This is a genomic window from Microbacterium sp. Ru50, from assembly GCF_002920555.1.
Classification (GTDB): domain Bacteria; phylum Actinomycetota; class Actinomycetes; order Actinomycetales; family Microbacteriaceae; genus Microbacterium; species Microbacterium arborescens.
Genome location: NZ_PQSV01000001.1, coordinates 1,983,136 through 2,008,455, shown reverse-complemented (window position 1 = coordinate 2,008,455; position 25,320 = coordinate 1,983,136). Strand labels below are relative to the sequence as shown.

At 68.4% G+C, this 25,320-nt stretch carries 26 protein-coding genes and 1 tRNA gene; 11 read left to right on the top strand and 16 right to left on the bottom strand.

Annotation, left to right across the window (positions count from 1 at the left end; translation table 11 throughout):
- Positions 1-73: 73 nt before the first annotated feature.
- Positions 74-313, bottom strand: coding sequence for a cell division protein CrgA (locus C3481_RS09440; RefSeq protein WP_023953414.1), 240 nt, complete (start codon positions 311-313; stop codon positions 74-76).
- Between the two features lie 127 nt (positions 314-440).
- Between C3481_RS09440 and C3481_RS09435 the strand changes: the two genes are divergently transcribed.
- From C3481_RS09435 to C3481_RS09425, 4 genes are all read left to right on the top strand, one after another.
- On the top strand, positions 441-860 hold the full coding sequence (locus C3481_RS09435; protein ID WP_088379737.1) for a hypothetical protein: 420 nt from the start codon (positions 441-443) through the stop codon (positions 858-860).
- A gap of 80 nt (positions 861-940) precedes the next feature.
- Positions 941-1,648, top strand: coding sequence for a class E sortase (locus tag C3481_RS09430; RefSeq protein WP_308457281.1), 708 nt, complete (start codon positions 941-943; stop codon positions 1,646-1,648).
- Positions 1,648-1,806, top strand: a complete 159-nt coding sequence (locus tag C3481_RS16425; RefSeq protein WP_023953408.1) for a hypothetical protein — start codon at positions 1,648-1,650, stop codon at positions 1,804-1,806. The genes C3481_RS09430 and C3481_RS16425 overlap by 1 nt, the downstream gene beginning before the upstream one ends.
- The gene (locus C3481_RS09425; protein ID WP_103841807.1) at positions 1,803-2,444 is read left to right on the top strand and encodes an aminodeoxychorismate/anthranilate synthase component II; all 642 of its coding nucleotides are present in this window, start codon (positions 1,803-1,805) and stop codon (positions 2,442-2,444) included. The genes C3481_RS16425 and C3481_RS09425 overlap by 4 nt, the downstream gene beginning before the upstream one ends.
- An 18-nt stretch (positions 2,445-2,462) precedes the next feature.
- Here C3481_RS09425 and pknB read toward each other — a convergent pair whose 3' ends face one another.
- From pknB to C3481_RS09390, 7 genes are all read right to left on the bottom strand, one after another.
- A complete protein-coding gene (gene pknB, locus C3481_RS09420) occupies positions 2,463-4,103 on the bottom strand; it encodes a Stk1 family PASTA domain-containing Ser/Thr kinase (protein WP_374754855.1) in 1,641 nt (546 codons plus the stop codon).
- Positions 4,104-4,223: 120 nt separating this feature from the next.
- Positions 4,224-6,062 (bottom strand): serine/threonine-protein kinase, encoded by a 1,839-nt coding sequence (locus tag C3481_RS09415; protein WP_103841805.1) that lies wholly within the window; start codon positions 6,060-6,062, stop codon positions 4,224-4,226.
- Complete coding sequence (locus C3481_RS09410; RefSeq protein WP_103841803.1) at positions 6,059-7,516, bottom strand: penicillin-binding protein 2; 1,458 nt, start codon at positions 7,514-7,516, stop codon at positions 6,059-6,061. The genes C3481_RS09415 and C3481_RS09410 overlap by 4 nt, the downstream gene beginning before the upstream one ends.
- Entirely contained in the window at positions 7,513-8,838 is a 1,326-nt protein-coding gene (locus C3481_RS09405; RefSeq protein ID WP_081731842.1) for an FtsW/RodA/SpoVE family cell cycle protein, read from the bottom strand. The genes C3481_RS09410 and C3481_RS09405 overlap by 4 nt, the downstream gene beginning before the upstream one ends.
- A gap of 56 nt (positions 8,839-8,894) precedes the next feature.
- Positions 8,895-10,130, bottom strand: coding sequence for a PP2C family serine/threonine-protein phosphatase (locus tag C3481_RS09400; RefSeq protein WP_023953400.1), 1,236 nt, complete (start codon positions 10,128-10,130; stop codon positions 8,895-8,897).
- 9 nt (positions 10,131-10,139) lie between these two features.
- Positions 10,140-10,697 carry an FHA domain-containing protein gene (locus C3481_RS09395; protein WP_064955281.1) on the bottom strand — a complete coding sequence of 186 codons (558 nt, stop codon included), beginning with the start codon at positions 10,695-10,697 and terminating at the stop codon, positions 10,140-10,142.
- Positions 10,694-11,434: a DUF3662 and FHA domain-containing protein gene (locus C3481_RS09390; protein WP_023953398.1), complete on the bottom strand. Its 741-nt coding sequence runs from the start codon at positions 11,432-11,434 to the stop codon at positions 10,694-10,696. Before C3481_RS09390 ends, C3481_RS09395 begins: the two co-directional genes overlap by 4 nt.
- 141 nt (positions 11,435-11,575) lie before the next feature.
- On the opposite strand from C3481_RS09390, the gene C3481_RS09385 reads away from it, so the two are divergent.
- Positions 11,576-11,659 (top strand) — tRNA-Leu (locus C3481_RS09385).
- Positions 11,660-11,928: 269 nt separating this feature from the next.
- Positions 11,929-12,216, top strand: a complete 288-nt coding sequence (locus C3481_RS09380; RefSeq protein ID WP_088379733.1) for a hypothetical protein — start codon at positions 11,929-11,931, stop codon at positions 12,214-12,216.
- A gap of 40 nt (positions 12,217-12,256) precedes the next feature.
- Here the strand turns inward: C3481_RS09380 and C3481_RS09375 are convergent, their stop codons facing one another.
- The 5 genes from C3481_RS09375 to C3481_RS09355 all read right to left on the bottom strand — a co-directional run bounded on the left by C3481_RS09375 (position 12,257) and on the right by C3481_RS09355 (position 18,925).
- On the bottom strand, positions 12,257-15,616 hold the full coding sequence (locus C3481_RS09375) for an ATP-binding protein (RefSeq protein WP_103841801.1): 3,360 nt from the start codon (positions 15,614-15,616) through the stop codon (positions 12,257-12,259).
- A complete protein-coding gene (locus C3481_RS09370) occupies positions 15,613-16,356 on the bottom strand; it encodes a DUF4194 domain-containing protein (RefSeq protein ID WP_023953396.1) in 744 nt (247 codons plus the stop codon). Before C3481_RS09370 ends, C3481_RS09375 begins: the two co-directional genes overlap by 4 nt.
- Positions 16,349-17,821, bottom strand: a complete 1,473-nt coding sequence (locus C3481_RS09365) for a DUF3375 domain-containing protein (RefSeq protein WP_071918819.1) — start codon at positions 17,819-17,821, stop codon at positions 16,349-16,351. The genes C3481_RS09370 and C3481_RS09365 overlap by 8 nt, the downstream gene beginning before the upstream one ends.
- Positions 17,822-18,074: 253 nt before the next feature.
- On the bottom strand, positions 18,075-18,578 hold the full coding sequence (locus C3481_RS09360) for a GNAT family N-acetyltransferase (protein ID WP_103841799.1): 504 nt from the start codon (positions 18,576-18,578) through the stop codon (positions 18,075-18,077).
- Positions 18,575-18,925: a helix-turn-helix transcriptional regulator gene (locus C3481_RS09355; protein ID WP_179223255.1), complete on the bottom strand. Its 351-nt coding sequence runs from the start codon at positions 18,923-18,925 to the stop codon at positions 18,575-18,577. Before C3481_RS09355 ends, C3481_RS09360 begins: the two co-directional genes overlap by 4 nt.
- A gap of 90 nt (positions 18,926-19,015) precedes the next feature.
- On the opposite strand from C3481_RS09355, the gene C3481_RS09350 reads away from it, so the two are divergent.
- Positions 19,016-20,329 carry an NAD(P)-binding domain-containing protein gene (locus tag C3481_RS09350; protein ID WP_103842135.1) on the top strand — a complete coding sequence of 438 codons (1,314 nt, stop codon included), beginning with the start codon at positions 19,016-19,018 and terminating at the stop codon, positions 20,327-20,329.
- Positions 20,330-20,376: 47 nt separating this feature from the next.
- On the opposite strand, the gene C3481_RS09345 is transcribed toward C3481_RS09350, so the two are convergent.
- Positions 20,377-20,766 (bottom strand): low molecular weight phosphatase family protein, encoded by a 390-nt coding sequence (locus C3481_RS09345; protein WP_094260796.1) that lies wholly within the window; start codon positions 20,764-20,766, stop codon positions 20,377-20,379.
- Between the two features lie 74 nt (positions 20,767-20,840).
- Between C3481_RS09345 and trxB the strand changes: the two genes are divergently transcribed.
- Genes trxB through C3481_RS09325 form a run of 4 tightly spaced genes read left to right on the top strand, consistent with a single transcriptional unit; the run spans position 20,841 to position 24,302 of the window.
- Positions 20,841-21,809: a thioredoxin-disulfide reductase gene (gene trxB, locus C3481_RS09340; protein WP_103841797.1), complete on the top strand. Its 969-nt coding sequence runs from the start codon at positions 20,841-20,843 to the stop codon at positions 21,807-21,809.
- Positions 21,806-22,900, top strand: coding sequence for an ACR3 family arsenite efflux transporter (arsB, locus tag C3481_RS09335; protein ID WP_256977594.1), 1,095 nt, complete (start codon positions 21,806-21,808; stop codon positions 22,898-22,900). The genes trxB and arsB overlap by 4 nt, the downstream gene beginning before the upstream one ends.
- On the top strand, positions 22,897-23,889 hold the full coding sequence (locus C3481_RS09330) for a metalloregulator ArsR/SmtB family transcription factor (protein WP_373441582.1): 993 nt from the start codon (positions 22,897-22,899) through the stop codon (positions 23,887-23,889). The genes arsB and C3481_RS09330 overlap by 4 nt, the downstream gene beginning before the upstream one ends.
- 11 nt (positions 23,890-23,900) lie before the next feature.
- Positions 23,901-24,302 (top strand): arsenate reductase ArsC, encoded by a 402-nt coding sequence (locus tag C3481_RS09325; protein ID WP_103841794.1) that lies wholly within the window; start codon positions 23,901-23,903, stop codon positions 24,300-24,302.
- A gap of 64 nt (positions 24,303-24,366) precedes the next feature.
- On the opposite strand, the gene C3481_RS09320 is transcribed toward C3481_RS09325, so the two are convergent.
- On the bottom strand, positions 24,367-24,573 hold the full coding sequence (locus C3481_RS09320; RefSeq protein ID WP_179223256.1) for an ABC transporter ATP-binding protein: 207 nt from the start codon (positions 24,571-24,573) through the stop codon (positions 24,367-24,369).
- 112 nt (positions 24,574-24,685) lie between these two features.
- Positions 24,686-25,177: a GNAT family N-acetyltransferase gene (locus C3481_RS09315; RefSeq protein WP_103841791.1), complete on the bottom strand. Its 492-nt coding sequence runs from the start codon at positions 25,175-25,177 to the stop codon at positions 24,686-24,688.
- Between the last annotated feature and the right edge of the window lie 143 nt (positions 25,178-25,320).

Below are 25,320 nucleotides of genomic sequence, written 5' to 3'. Positions count from 1 at the left end.
AAGTTATCCACAGGTCTATCCCCAGGTGGGGATGGAATCACACCGGTGTGATTCACCCGATGTGGAGAACTGGTCAGCGCCACCGCGTGGTCATGAGGAAGCCCACGAAGGCGATTCCGAAACCGATCACCAGGTTCCAGCCGCCGATGCCGGGAACGGGGAGGGTGGAGTTGCTCAGGTAGAAGACGAGCACCCACACGAGTCCGATGAGCATCAGTCCCAGCATGATCGGCTTGAACCAGACCGGGTTAGGTGCGTCATCTGCGGGGCGTCGCTCCACGGTCGGGTCGTCGTGGTCGCTCGAAGATGCCATGGGAGAATCCTAGCCGTCGGACCTCGAAGCGCCCGGGCTCACCCGTCAGGACTCCCACAGGCCCGCCGTGAGAAAGTAGGGGAGTGCTCCGCCTCGGTGACGGCATGCCGAATCGAGAGGGGCCGATATGCCCGCATGGTGGGAACAGATCGTCCACGCAGTAACCGGTCGCGTCAGCCGGCACGATGACCTGCCGGATCTTCGGCAACTGCCGTCACGGGCGGTGAGACTGGAACGTACCCACTATCTGGTCAACGACCGCGAGCGACAGAGCCGTCATCCGCGTGCCTATGTCCTGCGTACCGAGGTGGACGCATCTCGGGGCAGCGGCAACGTCGCCGCCTTCTCGAACGGCCGTGGCGTCGGATACCTGCCGCAGTCGATCGCGGCCGAAATGCATCCGCTGCTCGATGACCTCGGAGGAGCCGCCGTCGTGAACGGCGCAGGTGCCAGAACCGGCAGCATCCGGCTCTGGATCGACGTGCCGACGCCCGGTTCGGTCCGTGGGCTCGTCGCCACAGTGAGATCTTCCAGGGCCGAGGGATAAACTCTGCGACTGTGCAGAGCACCCGTACGCCGACCCGACGCTCACGTCGGTCGCAGGTGCGTCCGCGGCGACGCGCGAGTGTGATCAGCGTGTTCGGCGAGCTCCTCCTCACCGCGGGTGTCGTGATGCTGCTCTTCGTGAGCTGGCAGATGTGGTTCGGCGACATGATCATCGGATCGCAGAAGCAAGCCGAGGCCGCCGCGCTGGCGCAGCAGTGGCAGACGCAGGCGCAAGAGGCTCCGACGCCCACCGGAGAATCCGGGCCGGCAGACCCTGCGGCGATTCCCGTGATGGCCGAGCCCGAACCGGGCGCCGAGTTCGGCATCATGTATGTCCCGCGCTTCGGTTCCGACTGGCAGTTCACGATCGCCAACGGCACGGGCAAGAAGGCGATCCTCGACCAGGGGCGCATCGGTCACTACGAGGGATCGGCGATGCCGGGCGCCGACGGCAACATGGCGGTCGCCGCGCACCGCTGGACTTCCGGTGCGCCCTTCGACCCGGTCGACCGGCTCGTCGTCGGCGACGCGATCGTCATTCAGACCCAGGACGGCTGGTACACCTACCGCTTCCGGAACGTCGAGTACGTGCAGGACACCGCCATCGAGGTGCTCAACCCGGTTCCGCAGCAGGTGGATGTCAGCGCCAACGGCAAGTACCTCACCCTCACGAGCTGCGCGCCGAAGCTCAACATGCTCGAGCGCATCATCTCGTATGCGGTCTTCGAAGAGTTCACCCCGACCTCGGCGGGACCGCCGGCGTCGCTGACAGAGGGAGTCTCCGCCTGATGTACGGAGCGCTGTGGCGAGTTCTCCCCGGGCCGTGGTGGCTCCGGGTGGTCTTCCTGCTCATCCTCGCGGCCGCGGCCGTCTACGCACTCTTCTTCTGGGTGTTCCCCGCCGTCGCGCCGTTCTTCGCCCCCGGCGAGGAGTCGACGGTAGGGTGACCGCCGTCCTCGTGATCGACAATCACGACAGCTTCATCCACACCCTCGTCGGCTATCTGCGTGAACTCGGCGCCGAGACCGAGATGGTGGAGTCGGATGCCGTCCACGACCCCTCACGCGTCCTGACAGGCTACGACGGCGTCCTCGTGTCGCCCGGGCCCGGGACTCCCGAGGACGCGGGTGCATCGATCGCCGTCGTACGGGCGGCCGCGGCATCCGCGGTTCCCATGCTCGGGGTGTGTCTCGGTCATCAGGCGATCGCCGTCGCCTTCGGTGCCACCGTGGGCGAGGCGCCGGAGCTCATGCACGGGATGACCTCGGACGTGCGGCACGACGGGTCGTTCCTCTTCGACGGACTGCCCGACACCTTCACGGCGGGCAGGTACCACTCCCTCGCCGTCGACCCAGCGACGCTGCCGGCCGAGCTGCGGGTGACCGCGCTGGCCCCGGGCGGCACCGTCATGGCGATCGCCCACCGAGTCGCACCCATCGTCGGCGTCCAGTTCCACCCTGAGTCCGTGCTGACTCAGGGCGGATACCGGATGCTGGGAAACTGGCTGGGCTCGCTCGGGCTGATCACCGCGCGGGAGCGTGGCGCCCGGCTGCATCCGCATCGACGGGATGTCGGCGCTGCCTGATCGGACGAGGCGCTGCTCTCAGCTGCCGGTGCAGACCCGGAGGGTGACCGTCGATCCGATCGGCACCTCGCCCGGTGCAAGCGACTGCGACGAGACCGTGCGTCCGCCGGCATCCGCGGCACAGCCCGGATCCTCGACCACCTCGGGGATCAGCTGACGCGACTCCTGCTGGAGCTCGCGCTCGGCTGCCTCGACGGTGTACCCGGTGAGGTCGACCAGGGTCACGGTGCCGCTCGCGACCACGAGGTTCACCGACGATCCCATCGCGAGCGCTGAGCCCTCGGGAGCGGAGGCCTCGATGACCGTGCCGGCGGGCAGGGTCGGATCGTTGCGGGATCGCACGGTTCCCAGTTGCAGTCCGGCGCGCTGCAGCGCCTCGGTCGCTTCGGTGCGTGAGAGGTTCTGCAGCGTCGGGACGGTGGCCATCTCCTGGCCGGTCGAGACGTAGACGGTGACGCGCTGTCCGGGGGACAGGGTGATACCCGCGGCCGGTTCGGTGCCGATGACGTCGCCTGCCGGCACCGCGTCGTCGCTGCGGTCGGAGCGGACGGGATCGAGCTCCGCCTCTTCGATCAGGTTCTCCGCGAGGTCCCAGGACTTCCCGGAGACCTCGGGGACGGTGCGCGAGGTGCTGGGAACGGTCGTCCCGGTGTCGCGGAAGGCGAGCACCCAGATGAGCACCGCGATCAGCAGCGCCGCCAGTACTGCAACGCCGGCCCAGATCCAGCTCACGGGCGGGCCGGACTGCGTACGGCGCATGGTGTTGTCGGTGCTGAGCTGACGCAGCGACCGCGCCGTCTCGGCCGCGTGACGCGGATCCGGTCCGTACAGCTCGCTCGCAAGAGCGCCCATCTGACGCTTCGTCGGCTGCTTGCCGCCGACCGCCTGGTCGAGCGCGGCCCGGAACTCCGTGGCGTCCTGGAATCGCTGGAACGGACTCTTCGCGAGGGCACGCAGCACGACCGCATCGAGCGCCCGCGGTACCTCGTCGACGATCTCCGACGGCGGCAGCGGCGCCTCGCTGACGTGCTGGTAGGCGACCGCCACCGGCGTCTCGCCCCGGAAGGGCGCGCGGCCGGTGAGCAGCTCGTAGAGCACGACACCCGTCGAGTAGAGGTCGGCGCGCGCGTCGACGGGCTCGCCCTTGGCCTGCTCGGGGGAGAAGTAGGCGGCCGTGCCGATGATCGCGGTCGTCTCGGCAACCGTGGACGACGAGTCCGAAACTGCACGGGCGATGCCGAAGTCCATCACCTTGACGTTCCCGGCGTCGGTGATCATGACGTTCCCGGGCTTGATGTCGCGGTGCACGACCCCGGCGCGGTGCGAGTACTCGAGGGCCTCGAGGATGCCGTCGACGTAGCGCACGGCGTCCTCCTCGGAGAGCGGTCCGGCTTCGACCATGTCCTTGAGCAGGCGGCCCGTCACGAGCTCCATGACGATGTACGGCACGGAGTGCTCGCTGCCGTCTGGGTCGATCTCGGTATCCTCCCCGGCGTCGAACACGCGCACGATCGACGGGTGGGCCATCCGCGATGCCGCCTGGGCCTCCAGACGGAACCGCATGCGGAAACCGGGGTCGTCCGCCAGCTCGCGCTTGAGCACCTTGATGGCCACGTCGCGCCCGAGGGTCACGTCGTATCCCCGAAACACGCTCGCCATTCCGCCGCGCCCGATGGGCTCGTCGATGCGGTAGCGTCCTGACAGCACACGTTGCTCTGCCGACACGTCACTCCCTGCGTTCGACTCGTACTCGGATGTGGGACTCATGGTCGAACCGGGTCAGTCGTCGTTTCCGCCGTTGCCGTTTCCGCCACCGTTGTTGCCGCCGTTGCCGTTCTGGCTGGGGGTCGGAGAAGGCGCCGTTTGAATCGTGGCGGCCGCCTCGGGGGAGGCGGGCGACGTGCGGTCGCCGCTCTCACCCGCACAGGTCACGGTGTAGGTGACGGAGAGCGCGCCGGAGTCTCCGACCGTGACCGGCGCGGGACGCTGGTTCAGGCTGAAGCTCGAGGTGGTCTGGCCGTTGCCGAACGTGCCGCCCGAGACCGTGAAGCGGTACTCCGAAGGCGTGAGACCTGCCGGGCAGGAGTAGCTCGACCACATCACCTGCACGGTGGAGCCGGCGGTGACGCTGGTGGCGGTCTGACCGTTGGACTGGATCGTCGGAGCGGAGGGTGCGCCGAGCGGGCTCTGCTCCGCGTACGAGGTCAGGGTCACCGAATCGGTGGCCTTGACGTTGCCGAGCGGGACGACGTCGTAGACCTGTCCGACCTGGTCCTCGCTCGGAGCGGGGTTCCCGGGTGCGCAGGTGACGTTCTCGAGGCCCGCGCGAGCGGCGACCGCGAGGGCGTCCTCGCACGAACGCCCCGTCAGCCCCAGCCCGTCGACGTTGATCGTCGTTGCCGCGCTCGGACTCGCCGGGGTCGACGGCGTGTTGGCCGGGGTCGAGGGCGCCGACTCGGTCGGCGTCGTGGGAGCGGGCTCGGGGTCGCCGTTGCCGGTCAGCAGGGCGAACAGGGTGCCGCCGAGCACGATGACGAGCAGGGCGATGAGAGCGACGAGGGGCCACGTCCACCGGCTGCGCTTGCGCTTGGGGGTCTCGGTCAGGTTGTCGTCCACGGCGGCCGCTTCGGACGCGGCGCCCGCCGCACCCGCGGCCGCGAGCCCGGCACCGGCCGCGGCGGCCCCGGCCGGGAGCAGCAGCGTCGCGGTGTCGCCTCCTTCGGCGGGGAGCAGCTGCGTCACGTCGCTCGTGCCGGCACCGGCCACGATCGCCGGGACGGCGGCGTGGGCGGCCGCCAGATCGCCGCGGCGGAGAGCGGATGCCGCGCGCGCGACGGCCGACGCGGAGGCCGGACGGTCGTCGGGCTTCTTGGCGATCATCGCGAGGATGAGCCTCTGCACCGGGTCGGAGACGGTGGCGGGAAGCGGCGGGGGCTGCTCGTTGATCTGCGCCATGGCGATCGCGACCTGCGACTCGCCCGTGAACGGGCGCTTGCCCGCGACGGACTCGTACGCGACGATGCCGAGCGAGTAGATGTCGGTCGCCGGGGATGCCGGGTGCCCCGAGGCCTGCTCGGGGGAGAGGTACTGCACCGTGCCCATGACCTGACCGGTCGCAGTCAGCGGCACCTGGTCGGCGATGCGCGCGATGCCGAAGTCGGTGATCTTCACGCGACCGTCGGGCGTGATGAGCAGGTTGCCCGGCTTGATGTCGCGGTGCACGAGGCCCGCCGCGTGAGCGGCCTGCAGGGCCGACGCGGTCTGGGCGACGATGTCGAGCGTCTTGTCCGACGACAGCGAGCCTTCACGCTCGAGGATCGTGGACAGTGCCTCACCGGGAACGAGCTCCATCACGAGGAACGCGCTGCCGTTCTCCTCGCCGTAGTCGAAGACGCTCGCGATGCCCTCGTGGTTCACGAGTGCGGCGTGGCGGGCCTCGGCGCGGAAGCGCTCGAGGAACCCGGGGTCGCCCATGTACTCGTCTTTGAGGATCTTGATCGCGACGGTGCGGCCGATGACGTGGTCAGTGGCTTCCCACACCTCGCCCATACCGCCGATCGCGATCCGCGAATCCAGTTCGTAACGCCCGCCGAAGCTCACGCCTTGCATGGGTCTCATCTGTTCAGCACCGCCTCGATAACCTTCTTCGCAATGGGGGCTGCGATCCCGCTGCTCGTCCCGGCCTGCCCCTGGCCGCCCCCGTTCTCGACCATCACTGTGACGGCCACCTGGGGGTTGTCCGCCGGCGCGAAGCCGGTGAACCACAACGTGTACGGATCGCCTGGACCGTGCTCCGCAGTGCCCGTTTTTCCGGCGACATCGACGCCGTCTATTCTTGCACCGCTCGCCGCACCGTCACGGACATTGGCGACCATGAGCGTGCGCATCTGCTCAGCGACATCCGTGCTGAGAGCGCGTTGGAACTCGCTCGGCTCGAACTTCTCCTGCACGGTCAGATCGGGTGCGACGACGGAGTCGAGCAACTGCGGTTTCATCACCATCCCGCCGTTCGCGATGCCTGCCGAGACCTGGTTGATTTGCAGCGGTGTCGCGGTGACGTCGCCCTGCCCGAAGCCGGAGAGCGCCGTGCGGGCGTCGTTCAGTCCGCGGGGGTACTCGGATGCGGCGGCCGGGAGCGGGATCTCCATCTCGCTGTTGAAGCCGAACTTCTCGGCCTCTTCGCGGATGGCGTCGTCTCCGAGCTCGACGGCGAGCTCGGCCATCGGGATGTTGCAGCTGAGCCGCAGCGCGGTTGCGAGCGTCACGGTCTCGCCCGGACCGCACGTGCCCAGGTCGAAGTTGTGGAGCGTGTTGCTCGTTCCCGGAATGGTCCAGGTCGCGGGATTCGGGAACGTCGACTCGGGCGTGTACTTGCCCGAAGAGAGTGCAGCCGAGGTCACCACCAGCTTGAAGGTCGATCCCGGCGGATTGAGGTCGCCGCCGATCGCGCGGTTGAACAGCGGCTTCAGCGGGTCCGCCGCGAGCTCGTCGTACGCGGCGTTGACGCCGGCCGAGTCGTGCGACGCGAGAAGGTTGGTGTCGAAGCTCGGGCTCGTCACCATCGCGAGGATGCGTCCGGTGGACGGGTCGCTCGCGATGACGGCGCCTTCGTACCCCTGCAGGGCGTCGAACGCGGCCTGCTGGATCTGGGGGTCGATCGTGAGCAGCACGTTCGACCCGCGCGCGGGTGCACCCGAGATGATCTGCTCGAGGCGGGCGAGGAACTGCGTGTCATCGGTGCCCGAGAGCGACTGGTTCATGATCTGCTCAATGCCCGACGAAGACCCCAGGACCGGGTTGATCCATCCCGTGATGGGCGCCCACATGGCGGCATCCGTGTACTGCCGCTGCCATGTGTAGAGGTCGCCGCTCGGCACGGATGCCGCCACGACCGATCCGCCCGCGATGATCGAGCCGCGCTGAACCTCGAACGAGTCGTACAGCGTTCGCCGGTTGCCCGGGTTCTCGTTCAGCGCCTGGGCCTGGATCACCTGGATCCAGCTGGTCGAGATGAACAGCGCGAGGAACATCGCCAGCATCACGAAGCTGAGTCGCCGCAGTTCCTTGGTCATCCGATCACCACCCGGGGTCGAGAGCGAACCGCATCCGAGATGCGGAGGAGGAGGGCCACGATGATCCAGTTGGCCACGAGGGACGAGCCGCCGGCAGCCAGGAACGGCGTGGTCAGGCCCGTGAGGGGGATGACGCGCGTCACACCGCCGACCATGATGAAAACCTGCAGCGCGATCGTGAACGACAGGCCGGTCGCGAGCAGCTTGCCGAAGTCGTCCTGACCGGCCAGGCCGATGCGCACGCCGCGGCTCGTGAAGACCATGTAGAGGCACAGCAGGGCGAAGAGGCCGATGAGGCCCAGCTCCTCACCGAGGCTGGGGAAGATGTAGTCGCTCTGCGAGAGTGGCGTCATCCACGGGCGGCCCTGGCCGAGTCCCGTGCCGATGAAGCCGCCCTTCGCGAGACCGTAGAGGCCGTTGACGAGCTGGAAGCTGCCTCCGGCGGCGTCGATGTTCGCCGGGTCGAACGGGTTCAGCCAGTTCTGGAATCGTCCCTTGACATAGGGGAGCACCTGCGAGGCGATCGCACCGCCGGCAACCACGAGGCTCAGGCCGATCATCACCCAGCTCGTCTTGCCGGTCGCGACGTACAGCATCGCGATGAACATGCCGAAGATCAGGGTTCCGGTACCGAGGTCGCGCTGGAGCACGATGATCCCGAGCGAGATCACCCAGATGACCAGCACCGGGCCGAGCTCGCGGGCGCGTGGCCACGTGATGCCGAGGAAACGGGTGCCGACCGATGTGAGCGATTCGCGCGTGCGCACGAGGTAACCCGCGAAGAAGATCGCCAGGGCGATCTTCGCCAGCTCTCCCGGCTGGAACGAGACGATTCCGCCGATGGACACCCAGACGTCGGCGCCGGCCTCGACACCCAGGCCGGGGATGAACGGCAGGAGCAGCAGGGCGATGCCGGCGAACCCGAAGACGTAGGTGTACCGGAACAGCACCCGGTAGTTGCGCAGGGCGATGACCACGATGAGCGCTGCCACGAGGGCGATCGCGCACCAGACGATCTGACGCACGGCCAGCATGTCCCAGCCTTCGGACGTGCCCTCGAGGTCGATCCGGTAGATCATGGCGATGCCGATGCCCGACAGCAGCGTCGCGATCGGGACGACGAAGGGATCGGCGTCGCGTGCCCGCAGGCGCAGCACCACGTGGATCGCCAGCGCGAGCGCGTCGAGCACGGCGCAGTAGATCAGGAACGAGGAGTCGATCGCGTCGTTCTTGCCGAGCTGCACGAGCGCGAGCGCGGCGGCGTTGATGATGAACGCGAAGAGCAGCAAGCCGAGCTCGCGGTTGCGCTGCGTCTGCGGCATCCGCAGTTTGCGCAGCGCCTTGATGACCGAGGTGTCGGCCGAGACGGCGGTGCCGGTCACGATGATCCTCCGTCCACGCGCAGGTTCTCGACGATGGCTCGCGCCTCGGCGAGCGAGTCGGCCGTGATCGTCTGCTTGACCAGGTCCAACTGGTACGGAGCCAGGTCGGCGAGGGCGATCCCGGTGTCCTCTTCGGGCGAGGAGAGCGAGATCGGTCCGATGCTCGGCGGGATGCCGCGGTAGATCACGACCGTGTCCTCGTCGACGCCCACGAAGAAGCGGGTCTGCGTCCAGCTGTAGGCGCCGAACAGCACGACGCCGATCGCCGCGAGGATGACGATGAAGCCCGCGAACCAGGTGAGCCGGCGCCGGCGTGCGCGGCGGCGGTCCTCCTCGATCAGTTCCTCGAGGAACTCTGCGGCCGGTTCGAAGTGCGTCGGTTCGTTCGCGGCCTGCCGAGCAGGATGCAGCCAGCTGCTGCGCTGCGGGCGAGCGGCGGGCACCTCGATGCCGAGCGGGTGCGACGCCGACCCCACGACCGTCGGCGGTCCGCTGAACAGCGGGTGCTGACCTCCGACGTCGACGATGACGATCGTGACGTTGTCGGGCGCTCCGCCGTCGAGGGCCTGCTTGAGGAGGCTGTCGGCAGTGCGACCGGGGGCCCAGCCCTGCCCGAGCGCCTTCGCGGTGTGCGCGTCGTCGACGACGCCCGACAGTCCGTCGGAGCACAGCAGCCACCGGTCGCCGGGCTGCGTGGGCATGATGAACGTGTCGATCTCGGGATCGGGGTCCATGTCGCCGAGCACGCGCATCAGCACCGAACGGCGCGGGTGATACCGGGCCTCCTCCGGGGTGATGCGACCCGAGTCGACCAGGCGCTGCACGAAGGTGTGGTCCGTCGTGATCTGGGTGAGCGTCCCGTCGCGGAAGAGGTAGAGGCGCGAATCGCCGATGTGGGCGATCACGGCGTACTCGTCGACCATGACGAGCGCGCTGACGGTGGTGCCCATGCCGGCGAGCTCGGGGCGCACCTTGACGGTGCTGATCAGTTCGGCTGCCGTGTCGGCCAGAGCCTCACGGAGAGCAGCTTCTGCCTCGGTGGTCGACGAGAACGCGTGGTCGAGGCTCTCGAGCCGTCGCACCGCCAGGCTCGACGCGACGTCACCGCCCGCGTGCCCGCCCATGCCGTCGGCGACGACGAACAGGTTCGAGCCGCAGAAGCCCGAGTCCTGGTTGTTCGAGCGCACCTTCCCGGTATGCGAGATGGCGGCGCTGGAGCCCTGGAAAACCATGCGTGCGGGCTACTTCCGCAGTTCGAACGTCGTCGCGCCGACCTTGATCGGCGCTCCCACGACGACCGGAACCGGAGAAGCGACGCGCTCGCCGTCGTGCCACGTGCCGTTGGTCGAATCGAGGTCCTGGATCATCCACTGGTTGCCCCACAGCACCAGGCGCGCGTGGTGGCTCGACGTGTAGTCGTCGCGGATGACGAGACCCGACTCGCTCGAGCGGCCGATGGTCAGCGGCTCGGAGCCGAGCGGAAGCTCGAGGCCCGCCTTGGGGCCGCTCGTGATGACGATGCGCGACACGGCGTCGGTCGTCGCCTTTCCGCCCTTGCCCGCCGGCGCGGGCGTGCCGACGGCGCCGACTGCGGCGGTCGCGGCATCCGGAGACGACGTGGGCGGACGGGTGACCGCGGGGCTCGCCGCGGGCGCGGCACCGGCGGCGGCCGGCTCGGGGAGCTTGCGCACCTTGACGCCGAACAGGTCGGCGCGCAGCGAGTACACGACGGCGAAGACGAAGAACCACAGCAGGACCAGGAAGCCGATCTGCAGCAGCAGGAGGGTCAGCGGACTCATCGGACGTCACCTCGGGTGTCGTACATGCGGGTCGCGTCGGCCGCCGACATCCGCGGACGTGCGGGAGCCTGAGCCTGCGGGACGACGCGGAAGACGATGTCGGTGCGACCGATCCGCACGACGCCGTCCGACGGCAGAGCGGCCTCGCTGACGCGCGAGCCGTTGAGCTGGGTGCCGTTGGTGGAACCGAGGTCGCGCACCATGGCGCGCTCGCCGTCCCAGAGGATCTCGACGTGCTTCCGGCTGGTTCCGGCATCCGGGATCGTGATGTCGGCGTCGCTGCCGCGCCCGATGACGGTGCGGGCCGCGACGATCGGATGCCGCGTCCCGTCGATGTCGAGCACGGCCTGCCACGACACGCGGGCGCCCGCGTCAGAGGTGGAGTCGACGCGGACGGTGCCGGTCGACAGCTGCGGGTCAGCCTGGAGCGTCACGGTCACGGCGCCCGAGAACGAGTAGCCCTGCGCCTTCGCGTGCTTCTCGACCATTCCGCGCAGCTCGTCGAGGAGAGCGGGTCCGATCGCGTTCATGCGCTCGGCGTCGTTGTCGGACAGGCGCACCGTGAAGGCGTTCGGAACGAGGATGCGGTCGCGGCTGACGACCGCGGCCTTCTTGTCGAGTTCGCTGCGGAGGGCCGAGGCGATCTCCACCGGCTGGACGCCGCTGCGGAAGGTCTTGGCGAAGGCGCCGTTGACGGCACGCTCGAGACCCTTCTCGAAGCTGTCAAGTAGTCCCACTGGGCTCCTCAGGCAGGCGGATGGTTGCTTCATCGTAGTCAGCGAGGCTGAACGGACCATGCATTGGGCCTCGGATCGCGGCTCAAGAGCCGCCGTCGGCGTGATATCCTCGGGAAGTTGAGTTCGTGGAAACACGTTCTCGCGCGAGTGGCGGAATAGGTAGACGCGCTGGCTTCAGGTGCCAGTGCCCGCAAGGGCGTGGGGGTTCAAGTCCCCCCTCGCGCACACAGTGAGACGAAGGCCTCCGACCGGGAAACCGGCGGAGGCCTTCGGCGTTCGTGGGGGTCTGGCGGGCTTGACCGGACTCGATGTCGATGAGCCCGCTCGATGCGGGGGAGGGCGACCGAGGGCTCGTAGCATCACCCCATGGGCATGCAGAGGACGATCGTCGATCCGCAGACGTGGCTGGAAGTCATCGTGCCCGACTTCGCGACCGATCAGGAAGCTCTCGATCGCTCGCGTCGCCGAGAAGCTGGCGGGGTACCGGCGGTCAAATGGAGCCCGACTACGGCTGTATCTTGTCGCTCTGGCCGGAGAGCAGCGGTGCCGTGGAAGACATCGCTCGTCGCCTCCCCGAGGACGTGGTCCGAGACCTCATGCTTTGGCAGGAACGGTTCGAGGTGGGATACGTATTCCCGACAGCGTGGCGTTCCGACGAGCACCGCAGCGAGTGGCTGGAGCAGGGCGAGCGACTGTTCACAGTCGTAGAGAAGGCCCTCTGGTCAGACTTCGACGTCATCCCGAGCTTTCGGCGAGCGACGGGGGAGAGCGATCGCATATAGGCACGGGTCGTCTGATCCGCATGCCCGGGACTGCGCGCCGTCAGGACGCCGGGGCCTCCAGGCCGACCTTCGGCTTGGCCCACGATCGACCGCGCGTGTCCTTGAGGATGTCGTACTCGACGTCGACGTGCGGCTCGATGGCGCTGTACTTGTCGTTCGGGGCGCCGATCACGAGCTGGAAGCCGAGTCCGCGCCACGCTCCGATCGCACGCTTGGTGAAATGCGCGTCGGCCTTGATGAGGGCCTCGTCCATGAAGACGGGGGCGTAGCGGGGGCGCTCGGCGCTGGCGTCGCCGAGCTGGTAGCGCAGGGCCGCGCCGACGATGAACGCGATGAGCTCCTGCGACTCGCCGCCGGACTTCTCGCCGATGTGGTCGTACAGCGCGACGTGCTTCTTCGTCACGGCATCCACCCGCTCGGCGCTCACGCGAACGTGGTTGCGGACGTCGATGAGGTCGCCGAAGTCGGGTGCCGACCGCCGCATGTGCCCGATGAGGCGCGACATCCGGCGGTAGGCGTGCTCGCGCTCATCATCCGTCGTGGCGTTCTCGATCAGCCCGCGCACCTCGCGCAGCTCGCGCCGGAAGCGCCGGCGAGGCTCGGACTGGTTCTCGCGCGTGGTGATCTGCAGGCGGTGGTCGTCGTCGTAGAACGGGAGGTCCTGCATGATGCGGTTGATCGGGTCGATGCGATCACGGATCTCGCGGATCGACCGGCTGAGCGTCGAGTCGAGGTTCGTGAGGTCGTTGCCCGACAGCTTGAGCAGGCTGTCGCGCCACTCCGCCTCCAGCTCATGCAGCCCACTGGTCTCGAGGGCCTGGAGGGCGCGTTCGAAGTCGTCGATCGAGGTGTCGGGGTCGGGCAGCAGGTTCGGATTCGGCCACCGCTCGAGGAAGCTCGCCATGATGCGTCGCAGGCCCTCACGGCTCTCGTCGAGGGCATCGACGGCCGCCCGCCGGTCCTCTGCGAGGCGCTGCGCAGCCGTCGCGAGGGCGGCGGAGAAGCGGTTCAGCGCCTCGGACGGGCTGGCGTCCGAGGTCGGCCCATCGAGATGGAATCGCTCGTCGAGGAACGCGGACTGTGCGGCGGTGAGAGTGCGCTCCGCCCGCTCGGCGTCGTCGAGCACGGACTGATCCGAATCGACGTCGTCGATCACCTCGGCCCACTGCGCCTCGATCTGATCACGCTCGATCGACACGCGGGCGATCTCGTCGCGCAGGTGTGAGATCCGGTCCTTGATGTCGGAGATCCGTCGCTGCACATCGGCGATCTCGGGGTTGGCGGCCGTGACGTCGCTCTGCACGCCGATCCAGCGATCCCGTTCCGCGGTGACCGCCTCGACGTCGACCTCTTCCCAGGTCAGGTCAGTGATCTTGGCGTACACAGCAAGGCGCGAGTCGACCGTGTCGAGCTCGGTCTCGGCGACCTTCCGCTCCCGCAGGGCGTCGTCGAGACGGCGGCGAGCGTCGTCGATGAGACGCGCCACGTCGTGCCGGCGTCGCTCGTTCGAGAACCCGAGGACGTTCTCGCGACCGTGGCCACCGTGCGCGCCGCGGTTGCCCTGCGCGACCTGACCCGTGATCGTGAGCGCCATGCGATGCTTCGGCAGCTCGGCGCTGGAATCGACGCAGACGTATCCGTGACGGGTCTCGAGCCGCTCCTGCAGCCAACCGGTGAACGGCGAGCTCTGGTAGTCGAGACGCCCGGGCAGGGTCTGCGGGTCGAGGTTGGCGACCGGCTCCATGCCTGCGTGCACGCCCTCGAAGCGCAACCGCACGGGGGTGTGGACCGATTCGATCGCCGCCCGGAAGCGCCCCAGGTGAGCGGTGTCGATCAGCACCGTGGTCGCGAAGCCGCCGAGCGCGAGGTTGAACGCCTCTCGCCACGGCTCGAACTCGGTGCGCACTTCGACGAGCTCGCCGACGAAGGGAAGGTCGGCTGTCGTGAGCCCGGCGGCCTCCGCGAGCCGCTCGCGCGACTCGTGCAGAGCGGGTGGGATGTTGCCGTGGCGAGAGGCCACGCGCTGAGCCTCCGCCTCCAGTTCTGCGACGTCGATCCGCGCGGCTTTCGCCGCCGACGCGGCTTCAGCGAAGGCGGAGCGAGCACGCGCTTTCGCATCGGAGTCGGCGAGTTCGGCCCGCGCGCGGGAGATGAACGCTGTGAACTCGTCGCGGTTCGAGATCTCGACGCCCAGACCGCGGAGGGCGGCGTCGAGCACCTCGCGGTGTCGCCGGACGTCGGTGAGGCGCCGCTCCACCTCGCGCAGTTCGCGCTGCGCCGTGGCCAGCCGATCCCCGCCGGAGAGCCGGAGCACGTCGATCAGGCCATCGCGCTCCGCCTCGGCGCCATCTGCGAGGGCACGCTTCTCGCGCAGCGTGACCTCGGCCGCGGTCTTGCGCTCGCGCAGCTCGGTCTCGACGTCGCGCAGCATCCCGAGGCGTCTGTCCGCTCGCCAGAGCGTGGCGAGCGACCCGGTATCCGAGAAGGAGCCGACCTCGTCGATCAGGTTCACCCGCTCGGCGGCGGCGGCCATCTTGGCGCGCAGCTGCGGGATAGGCGTGAGCGCGGTGACCTGCTGCCGAGCCGTCAGCATGCGCATGCGCGTGCTCTCGAGTCCGTCGAAGTGCGCGACGACGGCGTCGGCGGTCTCCATCGTCTCGGGCTCTTCGAGCACGAGACGCTTGTAGAGGTCGTCGACGGTCGTGATCTGCTGGCCCGCCTGGATGCGCGCGAGCAGGCTCATCGCCTTGGCCCCGGCCCCTGCTGCCCCGATGCCCAGGACGGCGTGCAGGCGGGCCGAGAACTCGCGGTCCGTTCCGACGGGCTCCAGACCGGCGTCGCGCACGGCGGAATCGGAAAGCCGCTGCGCGGCGGCCGGTTCGAGCGAGCGGAGGTCGAAGGCCCGATCGGTCGTCGCCCGCACGCGCACGGTGTCTTCGAGCACGCGCGCGCTGGCCGGGATGTACCAGGCTCGCACCGCTGTGAACTGCGACCCGTCGTGATCGATCCACGTCATCGAGACGGCGGTCCAGGTGTCTTCGCCGTCGCCTCGGAGGACGGTCATCTTCGTGCCGTCCTCGGTGCGCGACTCGTCGATCTTGCCGCGACCGTAGGAGAGGATGTTGCGCTGCTCGGAGCCTCGAGGACGCCCGGTGACGCCACCGTTCGAGGCGCCGTTGAAGGGAGTGGTGTGGGGCATCATGAGCGCGATGTAGGCGTCCATCAGCGTCGACTTGCCCGACCCCGAGCCGCCGCACAGAAGAGTGGCACCGGGGGAGAAGCGCACGCGATGGGCGCCCTCGTAGCCGCCCCAGTTGATGAGCTGAAGGTCTTCGGCGAGCCACTGCTGGCCGCGGGATGCCGCCGGGATGAGCCCGAACAGCGTCTCGAGCATCGTCACAGCTCCTCCTCCTGAGGCTCGTCGTCGCCTTCTTCGTCTTCGTCTTCGCCGGCCGCGATGCCACCCGTGTCGTCCGCCCCCGACCGGTCGCGTAGCCAATCGCGCAGTTCCCGCAGCTTCTCGGCGCTGAGGACGATCTCGACGAGCGGACTGATGCGGAAGCGGCCTGTCGTCTCCTCGTCGACGATGCCGTCGCGGGCGAGCCGGTCCATCGCTTTGCGGATGAGGCGCTGCCGCTTCGCGGTGTCGCCGTCGGCATCCGCGAAGTAGCTCATCACGGTCTGCTCGACGTCTTCGATGTCGACCCGGGCAGCCGGCTCACCGGCCGCCGATTCCCGCTGGTACACCGTGCGCAGGTGCACGAGGACGAGGGTCTCGGAGCGCGTGTATGCAGCATCCCGAAGCAGGATCGGAACATCGAGCTCGTCCGAGCGCACCTGCTGCTTGTACGCGACCCCGCGGTCGTGGTCGATCACGAGCCGCACGAAAAGGTCGTTGAGGCGCGATTCGACGAGCTGCTGATTGTCGAGGAGGGCTGTCCACTCCTCGCGGTTGCGGTCGGCGAGCACGAACCGCCGCTGCAGCAGGTGGACGAGCACGCGGCGCACCGCGGGATCGAGAACTCCGCGATCGCCGGGGAAGAGCTCGCCGAGATCGTCCTCCATCGCGGCGGGCTCGACGAATGCGCCGTCGCCCGGGGCCTCGTCTTGGGCTGCGCCGAGGGTGGCGGTGTCAGTCATCGTCGGACTCCTTCGAGGTGCGGGCGGTCACGGATCCGAAGGCGAAGCGCCGGGTGGTTCCGTCGGGGCGACGCGCCTCGACCACCGAAAGGTCTTCGCCCTCGCGCATGCCGTTGCGGTGGGCGATCTCGAGAAGGCCCACCAGGTCGACCGGGCGGCGGACATCGTCGTCCGCGGCGAGGAAGGCCTCACCCAAGTCGAACTCCTCGCCGAGTCCGGCGACGAGAGCCTCGAGCTCCGCATAGCGCGGACCGCCCCAGGCCCGCGTATCGGCATCCAGCATCTCCGGGTCTTCGTCGGATGCCGTCAGCGGTGCCGGCGCACGCGGCGGGCGGATGTCGGTCGTCGACTGCCGCAGGTGGCGGATGTCGGCCGTCGGCAGGCTGCGGATCATCTCGACGGTTGCCTCGGATGACGTGCTGTGCGTCCAGGCCTGGAGGCCGGCCATGACATCGCGCAGCAGATCGTCGACGTGGCGATCGCGGATGGGGTCGTGCGTGCGCACCTGCGCGGTGATGACCCGCGACGCACGGCGCTGCGCGGTCAGCACCTCTTCGACGCCCAGCTCGACGCGTCGTCCGATCGCATCGAGCTCGGCGCGCTGCTCGGCGTCCATCAGGCGCGCGAAGGGCTGCGCAACCAGGGCGTGCAGCTGATCGGTGAGGCTGTCGATCCGCTCGGGGTCGCCGATCAGCCGCAGCGCGCCGGCGAACGCCCGGCCCTCGGGGGTCGACTGCATGACGTGCTGCCCGCGCTGCAGGTACTCGCGCAGCACCTCTCCGGTGGGCCGAACATCGCGCCGAAGGTCGGCGACGACATCGCGCTGCATGGCCTTGATCGACTCCGCGACGCGCGTGAAGTCGGCGGGCAGCTCACGCGCCAGGTGCAGCACGTTCTCGGCCTCTTCGAGGAGGTGCTCGTCATCGATCGGCTCGGACTCACCGACCTGGAGGCGCGCGATCTCGGCGTCGAGCGCGTCGCGTTCGCGGATGAGGCGCGCGAGGCGCACCTCCGGGTCGGTCTCGGCGTGGTCGGAGAGTCGTTCGACCGCTTCGAGGAGGGTGCGGACACGCGAGTTGGAGACCCGGGTGCGTCCGCCGGTGGTGCGTCCGGTGATCTCCAGCGCGCCCACCGCGTGGGCCGTCAGCCGGTAGACCTCGACGTCGCCGTCGATCTGGGGGACGAGCCATCCCACCCGCACCCAGTAGCGGCAGATCTCACGGGCTGTGCCGGCCGGGAGCGCGCGGTCGTCCTCGTCGTATCCGGCCCCCCGCAGCTCGTCGAGGATCTCGGCGACCTCGGCATGCGCGTCCGAGATCTCGACCGACGGCCGGTCGACGGAGAAGACGAGCGAGAGCGTCGCGACCACGAAGGGCGCATAGCGGCCGTGGAGCAGATCGAGCGTGGGGGTACGGAACGCCGACAACGCACGTAGATATGCGGCCTCAGCCCGAGTACTTCCCATCCATGCAACAGTATCCGGCGCGCCGACACCGAACTGTCGCGTCAGATCCCGTCGAGCGCCGGCGAATCTCGCCATCCGCGCGTTCGGCGACCGGACGCAAAGCACCGGTGGGTGCCCGAGCCTACGTGCCGGCTGGGGCGTTGTCGTATCGGAGTATGTCGCCGGGCTGGCAGCAGAGCGCCTCGCAGAGGAACCCCAGGTAGGCGGGATGTCTCGCCCTGAGGAAACGAGTGATCGCAGAATTCAGATGAGATCAGGGGTGGCGGCGCTCCACCAGTACCGTGTCGCGCCATTTGCCCGACCAGGGGCCGTAGGTCATGTACGCGATGCGTTCGCGGTAGCCGACACGGCGGAAGCCGGCACGCTCGTGGAGGGCCAAGCTGGCGGTGTTCTCGGGGAAGATGCTTGCTTGCACCGTCCAAATGTCAGCGGCGTCAGCTGCGCGTAGGAAGGAGGTGAGAAGTGCCGTGCCGACGCCGCGGCCGTGGGCGCGATCGGCAACATAGACGGAGTGTTCTACCACTCCGCGGTAGACCTCGCGTCCAGAGACGTGGGACGCGGCAACCCAGCCGAGGACTGAGCCGGCGGGATCGGTGGCGACGAGCCGGCCAACCTGGAGCTTTCCTTGGTGGAAGTCGGCCCAGGATGGGGGTTCGCTTTGGAACGTCGCGTTTCCGGCGACGATGCCTTCACGGTAGATCGTTTCAACCTCGAGCCAGTCCCTCTCGGTCAGGGCTCGTACGGCGATGTCGCTCATGCGCGGAGGGCGCGGGATGCGGCGTCGAGAGCGTCGGTGATGACGCGGTAGTAGGCCCATCGGCCGCGCTGCTCGCGGGTGACGAGACCGGCGTCGACGAGCTGCTTCATATGGTGCGACACGGTCGGCTGCGAGAGGCCGACGGGCTCGGTGAGATCGCAGATGCACGCCTCCCCATCGGCGGATGCGGCGATCAGAGACAGCAGGCGCACGCGCGTGGGGTCGCCGAGCGCTTTGAATGTCCGGGCGGTGCGCTCAGCATCTTCGAGCGAGATCACGGCTCCGGTCACCGCAGAGCAGCAGGTTTCGCCTTCCGCCGAGGAGAGAAGCGGGAGCTGTGCAGTCATCATGCAATCCTCTCATGACACATTGACAATCATCGATGTATAGATGATGCTCGATCAATCGATGTTCGTCAATGAATGGATGAGGGTGCTGTGAAGAACGTCTTGCCGGTGGCTGTGATCGGTGCGGGCCCCCAGGGTCTTGCCGCGGCTGCGCACTTGGTCGAGCGAGGGGTGCCTGTTGTGGTGCTCGAGGCTGGCGCTTCTCCGGCGGCTGCGGTCGCGGAGTGGGGGCATGTGCGGCTGTTCTCCGAGTGGCCTGAGCTGATCGACGCGGCGGGCGCTCGTCTCCTCGACGGCTCGGGGTGGCAGGCCCCGACGACGGGGTACCCCACTGGGGTGCAGTGGATCGAGAGATACCTCGCGCCCCTGGCTGCTGTCCTGGGTGATCGCGTTCGCTTCGGTGCTCGGGTGACGGGAGTTTCGCGGCTCGGCCGGGACCGCCTTGTCGATGCTGGCCGCGGGGATCAGCCGTTTACCCTTCACGTCTCGCCTGCTCGAGGGGAGGAGTATCGGATGCAAGCCCGAGCTGTGATTGACGCGTCCGGCACCTGGTCGACCCCCAACCCGGCGGGAGCTGACGGGCTTCCCGCCATCGGCGAGGCGGCGTCCGCGGACCTGCTCTCGTACCGCATCCCCGACTTTCGTGACCGTGCTGGTTTCGCGGGCAAGCACACCGTAGTCATCGGTTCGGGGCACTCCGCCGTGACGGCCGTGCTGGCCCTTGCCCGCATGGCTCGCCGGGACCCGTCGACGACGGTGACCTGGGCGCTGCGCCGAGCGGCCGTCGGGAACACCTTTGGTGGGGGTGACGCTGACGAGCTGCCCGCACGAGGCGCGCTGGGGATTGAAGCGAAAGAGCACGTCGATGCCGGCCTGGTCTCCCTCGTCACAGGGTTCCGGATCGAACATGTGACCCGTGACGGTGAGCGTCCCGTCCTAGTCGCCGAGGATGGTCGCACTCTCACGGCCGACCGGGTGGTGGTGCTCACTGGCTTCCGCCCCGACCTGTCGTTCCTCTCCGAGCTGCGGTTGGAGCTGGACCCGACGTTGCAGGCGCCGGTCCGGATCGCCGCGGAGGTCGATCCGAACGTCCACTCCTGTGGTTCCGTCGGCGCGACCGGAGCCGCCGACCTCGCTCACCCCGAACCTGACTTCTACCTCGTCGGGGCGAAGTCCTACGGCCGTGCGCCGACATTCCTCGCGCTCACCGGGTACGAGCAAGTCCGCAGCGTTGCAGCTGAAATCGCGGGTGACCGCGCAGCCGCCCGCCGCGTCGAGCTCGTCCTCCCGGACACTGGTGTTTGCGGCGGCGCAGGGCTGTTCGATGCGTCCGGGGCTTCGCTAGGAGGGGCGTGCTGCGCGCCTCCGGCATTGCAGATCGGGCGGGCACCGGCATCGGTATGAGAACGCAGGGGGGGCAGGCCGGCGGCCTGCCCCCCTCTGCTGTCAGCTCAGTGGGTAAGGAGAGTCGACTGGATCTTGTTGGACACCGCTTCGCGCAGCGGACGGACAGCGTCGGCATCCCAGGACTCAGGGTTGGGGAACGACCATTCCAGAACCTCCCCGCGCGGAGCGCTGGGCAGCGCCAACCCGGGCTTCATGAGGACCACGACGTCGGCAGCCTCCAAGTCAGCAGGCGTTACCGCGCGGGGCACGCGCCCCATTATGTCCATCCCCAGCTCGGCAACGGTCGCGGCGATAGCAGGGTTCACCGTCTCGGCCGGGGCGAGACCGGCGGATGCTGCGGTGAAGCGCTCCCCTGCGAGGTGCTCGAGGAGAGCGGCGCCGAGCTGAGAGCGGCCGGCGTTGTGCTGACAGATGAACAGGACGGTCGGTTTCATGCGGCTCTCCTCGGTACGTTGTGGTGTCGATGATCAGGATTGCGCCCTACATAGGCGTCTGTCAATATAGATACATGTCGATTCAAGAGGTTGAGCTAGTCATCGTCGGGTCGGGCCCCTCGGGATACACGGCGGCGGTGTACGCGGCGCGGGCCGGGCTCGCCCCCGTTGTCATTGCGGGTTCTGTCACCGCGGGCGGTGCGCTCATGACGACTACGGAGGTGGAGAACTTCCCCGGGTTCGTCGATGGCATCCAGGGCCCTGAGCTGATGGACACGATGCGCCGGCAGGCCGAACGCTTCGGCGCCCGCATCCTCCTCGACGACGCGATCCGCGTCGATCTCGAATCCGACACGAAAGTCATCGAGACCGGCGCCGGGCACACGTTCCACGCCCGCGCGGTGATCCTCACCATGGGGTCGGCGTACCGGAAGCTGGGGCTTCCCGACGAGGAGCGCCTGTCGGGTCATGGCGTGTCGTGGTGTGCGACGTGCGATGGGTTCTTCTTCCGGGACCAGGACATCCTCGTGGTCGGTGGCGGTGACTCGGCCATGGAGGAAGCTCTGTTCCTCACGCGGTTCGCGCGGAAGGTGACCGTTGTTCACCGCCGGGACTCGTTCCGGGCATCGAAGATCATGGCGCAGCGTGTGCTCGAGGACCCGAAGATCGACGTCGCGTGGAACAGCGAGGTCGCAGCCTTGCAGGGCGACGAGAAGGTGCAGGGAGTCCGTCTCCGCGACACCATCACCGGGGCCGAGCGTGACCTTCCTGTGGCGGGCGTGTTCGTTGCGATCGGCCACGATCCCCGTTCCGAGCTGGTCGCTGGACAGGTCGCGACGGACGCCGATGGGTACGTGCTGGTCGAGCACCCCTCCACGCGCACCACGCTCACCGGGGTGTTCGCGGCCGGCGACCTCGTTGACCACACCTACCGGCAGGCGATCACGGCCGCCGGCACTGGATGCGCGGCCGCACAGGACGCACAGCACTACCTCGCCGCGCTCGACATCCCCGCGCTCGCTTCGGCGGAGGCTTTCGCGTGAGCAACGCAGTGCCCGCAACTCGCCGCCTCTCGACCCTCGACCGTTGGTTGCCGCTGTGGATCGGCTTGGCGATGGCCGGCGGCATTCTCCTCGGCCGGTTTGTCCCGGGGCTGTCCGAGCTGCTGTCACATCTCGAGCTCGGCGGGATTTCGATCCCGATCGCCCTCGGGCTGCTGATCATGATGTACCCGGTGCTCGCGAAGGTCCGCTACGACAAGGTCGCCGCCGTCACCGGCGATAAGAAGCTCCTCGTTTCGTCGCTGGCCCTGAACTGGATCGCTGGGCCGGCGTTGATGTTCGCCCTGGCGTGGGTGTTCCTGCCGGACCTGCCCGAGTACCGGACGGGGCTGATCATCGTCGGCCTCGCCCGCTGCATCGCCATGGTCGTGATCTGGAACGACCTCGCCTGCGGCGACCGGGAAGCGGCCGCCCTGCTCGTCGCGATCAACTCGGTGTTCCAGGTCATCGCTTTCTCGATCCTCGGCTGGTTCTACCTCACCGTTCTCCCCGGCTGGCTCGGCCTCGACAGCCAAGGCCTGGACGTGTCCGTGTGGCAGATCGCACTCAACGTGCTGATCTTCCTCGGCGTGCCACTGGTCGCCGGGTTCGCGTCCCGTCTTATCGGGGAACGCCGCAAGGGCCGCGCCTGGTACGAGGGCTCGTTCCTGCCCACGATCGGGCCGTGGGCGCTGTACGGGCTGCTGTTCACAATCGTGCTGCTGTTCGCCCTCCAGGGGGAACAGGTAACCTCCCGGCCGCTCGACGTCGTGCGGATCGCAGTCCCGCTGCTGGTGTACTTCGCCGTCATGTGGTTCGCCGGCCTCATCACCGGAAAGACCCTCGGGCTGGGCTACGCCCGTTCATCGACGCTTGCATTCACTGCGGCGGGCAACAACTTTGAACTCGCCATTGCCGTCGCGATCGGCACCTTCGGTGCCACGTCTGGGCAGGCCCTCGCCGGTGTGGTTGGACCGCTGATCGAGGTTCCTGTGCTCGTCGGCTTGGTCTACGTCTCCCTGTGGGCCGCGCGAGCATGGTTCCACGCCGACCCCTATGCGATTCCCGAACCCGCCCTGGAAAGGACTCGATGATGAGCGCCCCCACGACCGCCACAGACGACACCTGTGCCCCATCCCCAACGCACGCGATCGGAGACGACGCGGCCGCGGCGATCGCCACAACACTGAAGGCGCTGTCCGATCCGCTGCGGTTGCGGATGCTGTCCGCGATCGCGACCGACGCGCGCGGCGAATCGTGTGTGTGTGACCTCGCGGAACTGGCCGAGGTGTCCCAGCCCACCGTGTCGCACCACCTCAAAGTTCTCCGCGACACCGGCGTGCTCACCTCCGAGCGACGTGGCACGTGGGTCTGGTACCGAATCGACCCGGCGCTCCGCCCGGCCGTGACAACACTGCTGGACTCGTTCGCGCCCGCCGCCATCGCCCCCGCCCGCGCAGAGTATGCGGGCCTCGAGAATGTTGACGACGCCCTCACCCACCTGGCCGAAGCGCTCAGTCAGGACTACCCTCAGCTCAACGGCAGCCTGGTGGCAACCATCGTCCGCGAGTCCTACACGGGCCTGGCCAAGAGCGCCCGGGTGAAGAACCATTTGCTATCTCTCACCGAGCGGTTCGCGCGCCAGCGCCTCATCGACATCACCCGTGACCGCGCGCATGGACGGCCGCAAGTGCTGTTCGTCTGCGTCGCAAACGCGGGCCGCTCCCAGCTTGCTGCGGCGCTGGTGAATCAGCGCTCGGGCGGCGCCGTCGTGGCGCGCTCAGCCGGATCGACCCCGGCCGCCGAGATCCACCCCCACGTGCAGCCCCTCATCGATGAGCTGACCGTGGGCTACGACGAGCCGCGGTTCCCGAAACCGCTGACCGATGACGCAGTCCGCGCAGCTGACGTCGTCATCACCATGGGCTGCGGCGATGTCTGCCCCATCATCCCCGGCGTCCGCTACGAGGACTGGACCGTCGGTGACCCCGCCCTCGCCTCCGCGGAAGGCGTCGCCGCTATCCGCGACGACATCGCCCAACGCGTCGACGCCCTGCTTGCCACACTCACCTCCACCCGCTGACCGGAGCCACCATGACCGACACCAAGCCTTCCGTCCTCTTCGTCTGCGTCCACAACGCCGGCCGCTCACAGATGGCCGCCGGATTCCTCCGCGACATCGCCGGCGACCGCATCGAAGTCCGCTCCGCCGGGTCTATGCCAGCCGACCAGATCAACCCCATCGCTGTTCAGGCGATGGCCGAACTTGGCATCGACATCACCGCGGAACAGCCGAAGGTTCTCACCACCGAAGCCGTGCAGGCCTCCGACGTCGTCATCACCATGGGCTGCGGCGACGCGTGCCCCTTCTTCCCCGGCAAGCGTTATGAGGACTGGAAGCTCGACGACCCCGCCGGGCAGGGCATCGACGCTGTCCGCCCCATCCGCGACGACATCCGTGCGCGTATCGAGCAGCTCGTGAGCGAGCTCGTCTGACATGGCAGCACCTCACGCATGACGGAGGCCCGCACGCCTGAGCGTGCGGGCCTCCGAGCGGGGATCAGACGCGCTGGCTGATCGTTCCATCCGGGTTGCGCTTGGCAGTCGACTCGGTCACGAACCGGCCAGATGAGGCCGAACGGTGCACCGTCGTCGAGTTGCTGGTGCCGGAGCCCACCCGCTCGGTGGTGGTCTTATCGGGCCAGCGGGCGGTGGTTGCCTTCGACACGAATCGGCCGGTCTTGGCGGAGCGGTGAACGGTTCCCATGAGAACTCCTTCTTTCGGTGTCAGGTGCCGTGAGGAGGATTGCCGCTGGTTCGCGGCTGCTGACGCCGGTACAGTCAGTGCTCTGGATGAGGCCTGACTCTCAGGGCGCCGGTCAGATCCCGTCGAGCGTGGGCGGGAGGGCGAACACGAGCTCGTCGATCTCCTCGCCGCGGGCGGGGGCGAAGGCGCGCTGCCGCCGGATCTCGCTGAATCCGTTCTTGGTGAGGACGGCGATGGATGCCGCGTTGTCCGCGGCGACCCGCGCGTAGAGCGGACGCTCGGCCTCACGGGCGACAAGCAGGCGCAGGGCGGCGGACGCGACACCGCGGCCCCGCGCGTTTCGGGTGATCCAGAAGGTGACCTCGCGGTCGCCGTCCACCGTGAAGGCCGCGGCGGTGCCGGCGAAGCCGCCGTCGTCGGTCACGACGAACATCGAGACCCGGTCGTCGGCGCGGTGGCGCTCGAGCCAGGCGTCGAACGCTGCCCGGTCGGAGGGGTCGTCGGCGGTGAACGCGGCCCGAGCGACGGCATCCGGGTCGCGCATCATCTCGAAGACGGCATCCGCGTCATCATCGTCGAAGGGGCGGAGATCCACGTGAGTCACACCGGCACGCTACGCGGATGAAATCCGTCTCATTTATGGGTATCGGTGCGCGGCGAAGATCAGTACGCTTATCCCGTCACGCATCGCGTGACGTATCCGGGGGGATCCGTCGACGCCCGGGCGCTGCATTTCTGGCACGCAGC

Bases quoted from the DNA above. Each gene is read 5' to 3' on its own strand.
- C3481_RS09345 (WP_094260796.1), bottom strand. From the start codon at position 20,766: ATGAAACCGACCGTCCTGTTCATCTGTCAGCACAACGCCGGCCGCTCT.
- C3481_RS09380 (WP_088379733.1), top strand. From the start codon at position 11,929: ATGGAGCCCGACTACGGCTGTATCTTGTCGCTCTGGCCGGAGAGCAGC.
- C3481_RS09330 (WP_373441582.1), top strand. From the start codon at position 22,897: ATGATGAGCGCCCCCACGACCGCCACAGACGACACCTGTGCCCCATCC.
- C3481_RS09415 (WP_103841805.1), bottom strand. From the start codon at position 6,062: ATGAGACCCATGCAAGGCGTGAGCTTCGGCGGGCGTTACGAACTGGAT.
- C3481_RS09435 (WP_088379737.1), top strand. From the start codon at position 441: ATGCCCGCATGGTGGGAACAGATCGTCCACGCAGTAACCGGTCGCGTC.
- C3481_RS09440 (WP_023953414.1), bottom strand. From the start codon at position 313: ATGGCATCTTCGAGCGACCACGACGACCCGACCGTGGAGCGACGCCCC.
- C3481_RS09400 (WP_023953400.1), bottom strand. From the start codon at position 10,130: ATGGTTTTCCAGGGCTCCAGCGCCGCCATCTCGCATACCGGGAAGGTG.
- C3481_RS09395 (WP_064955281.1), bottom strand. From the start codon at position 10,697: ATGAGTCCGCTGACCCTCCTGCTGCTGCAGATCGGCTTCCTGGTCCTG.
- pknB (WP_374754855.1), bottom strand. From the start codon at position 4,103: ATGGCGAGCGTGTTTCGGGGATACGACGTGACCCTCGGGCGCGACGTG.
- C3481_RS09360 (WP_103841799.1), bottom strand. From the start codon at position 18,578: ATGAGCGACATCGCCGTACGAGCCCTGACCGAGAGGGACTGGCTCGAG.
- C3481_RS09370 (WP_023953396.1), bottom strand. From the start codon at position 16,356: ATGACTGACACCGCCACCCTCGGCGCAGCCCAAGACGAGGCCCCGGGC.
- C3481_RS09320 (WP_179223256.1), bottom strand. From the start codon at position 24,573: ATGGGAACCGTTCACCGCTCCGCCAAGACCGGCCGATTCGTGTCGAAG.
- C3481_RS09410 (WP_103841803.1), bottom strand. From the start codon at position 7,516: ATGACCAAGGAACTGCGGCGACTCAGCTTCGTGATGCTGGCGATGTTC.
- trxB (WP_103841797.1), top strand. From the start codon at position 20,841: ATGTCGATTCAAGAGGTTGAGCTAGTCATCGTCGGGTCGGGCCCCTCG.
- C3481_RS09365 (WP_071918819.1), bottom strand. From the start codon at position 17,821: ATGGGAAGTACTCGGGCTGAGGCCGCATATCTACGTGCGTTGTCGGCG.
- C3481_RS09355 (WP_179223255.1), bottom strand. From the start codon at position 18,925: ATGACTGCACAGCTCCCGCTTCTCTCCTCGGCGGAAGGCGAAACCTGC.
- C3481_RS09405 (WP_081731842.1), bottom strand. From the start codon at position 8,838: ATGCCGCAGACGCAGCGCAACCGCGAGCTCGGCTTGCTGCTCTTCGCG.
- C3481_RS09325 (WP_103841794.1), top strand. From the start codon at position 23,901: ATGACCGACACCAAGCCTTCCGTCCTCTTCGTCTGCGTCCACAACGCC.
- C3481_RS16425 (WP_023953408.1), top strand. From the start codon at position 1,648: ATGTACGGAGCGCTGTGGCGAGTTCTCCCCGGGCCGTGGTGGCTCCGG.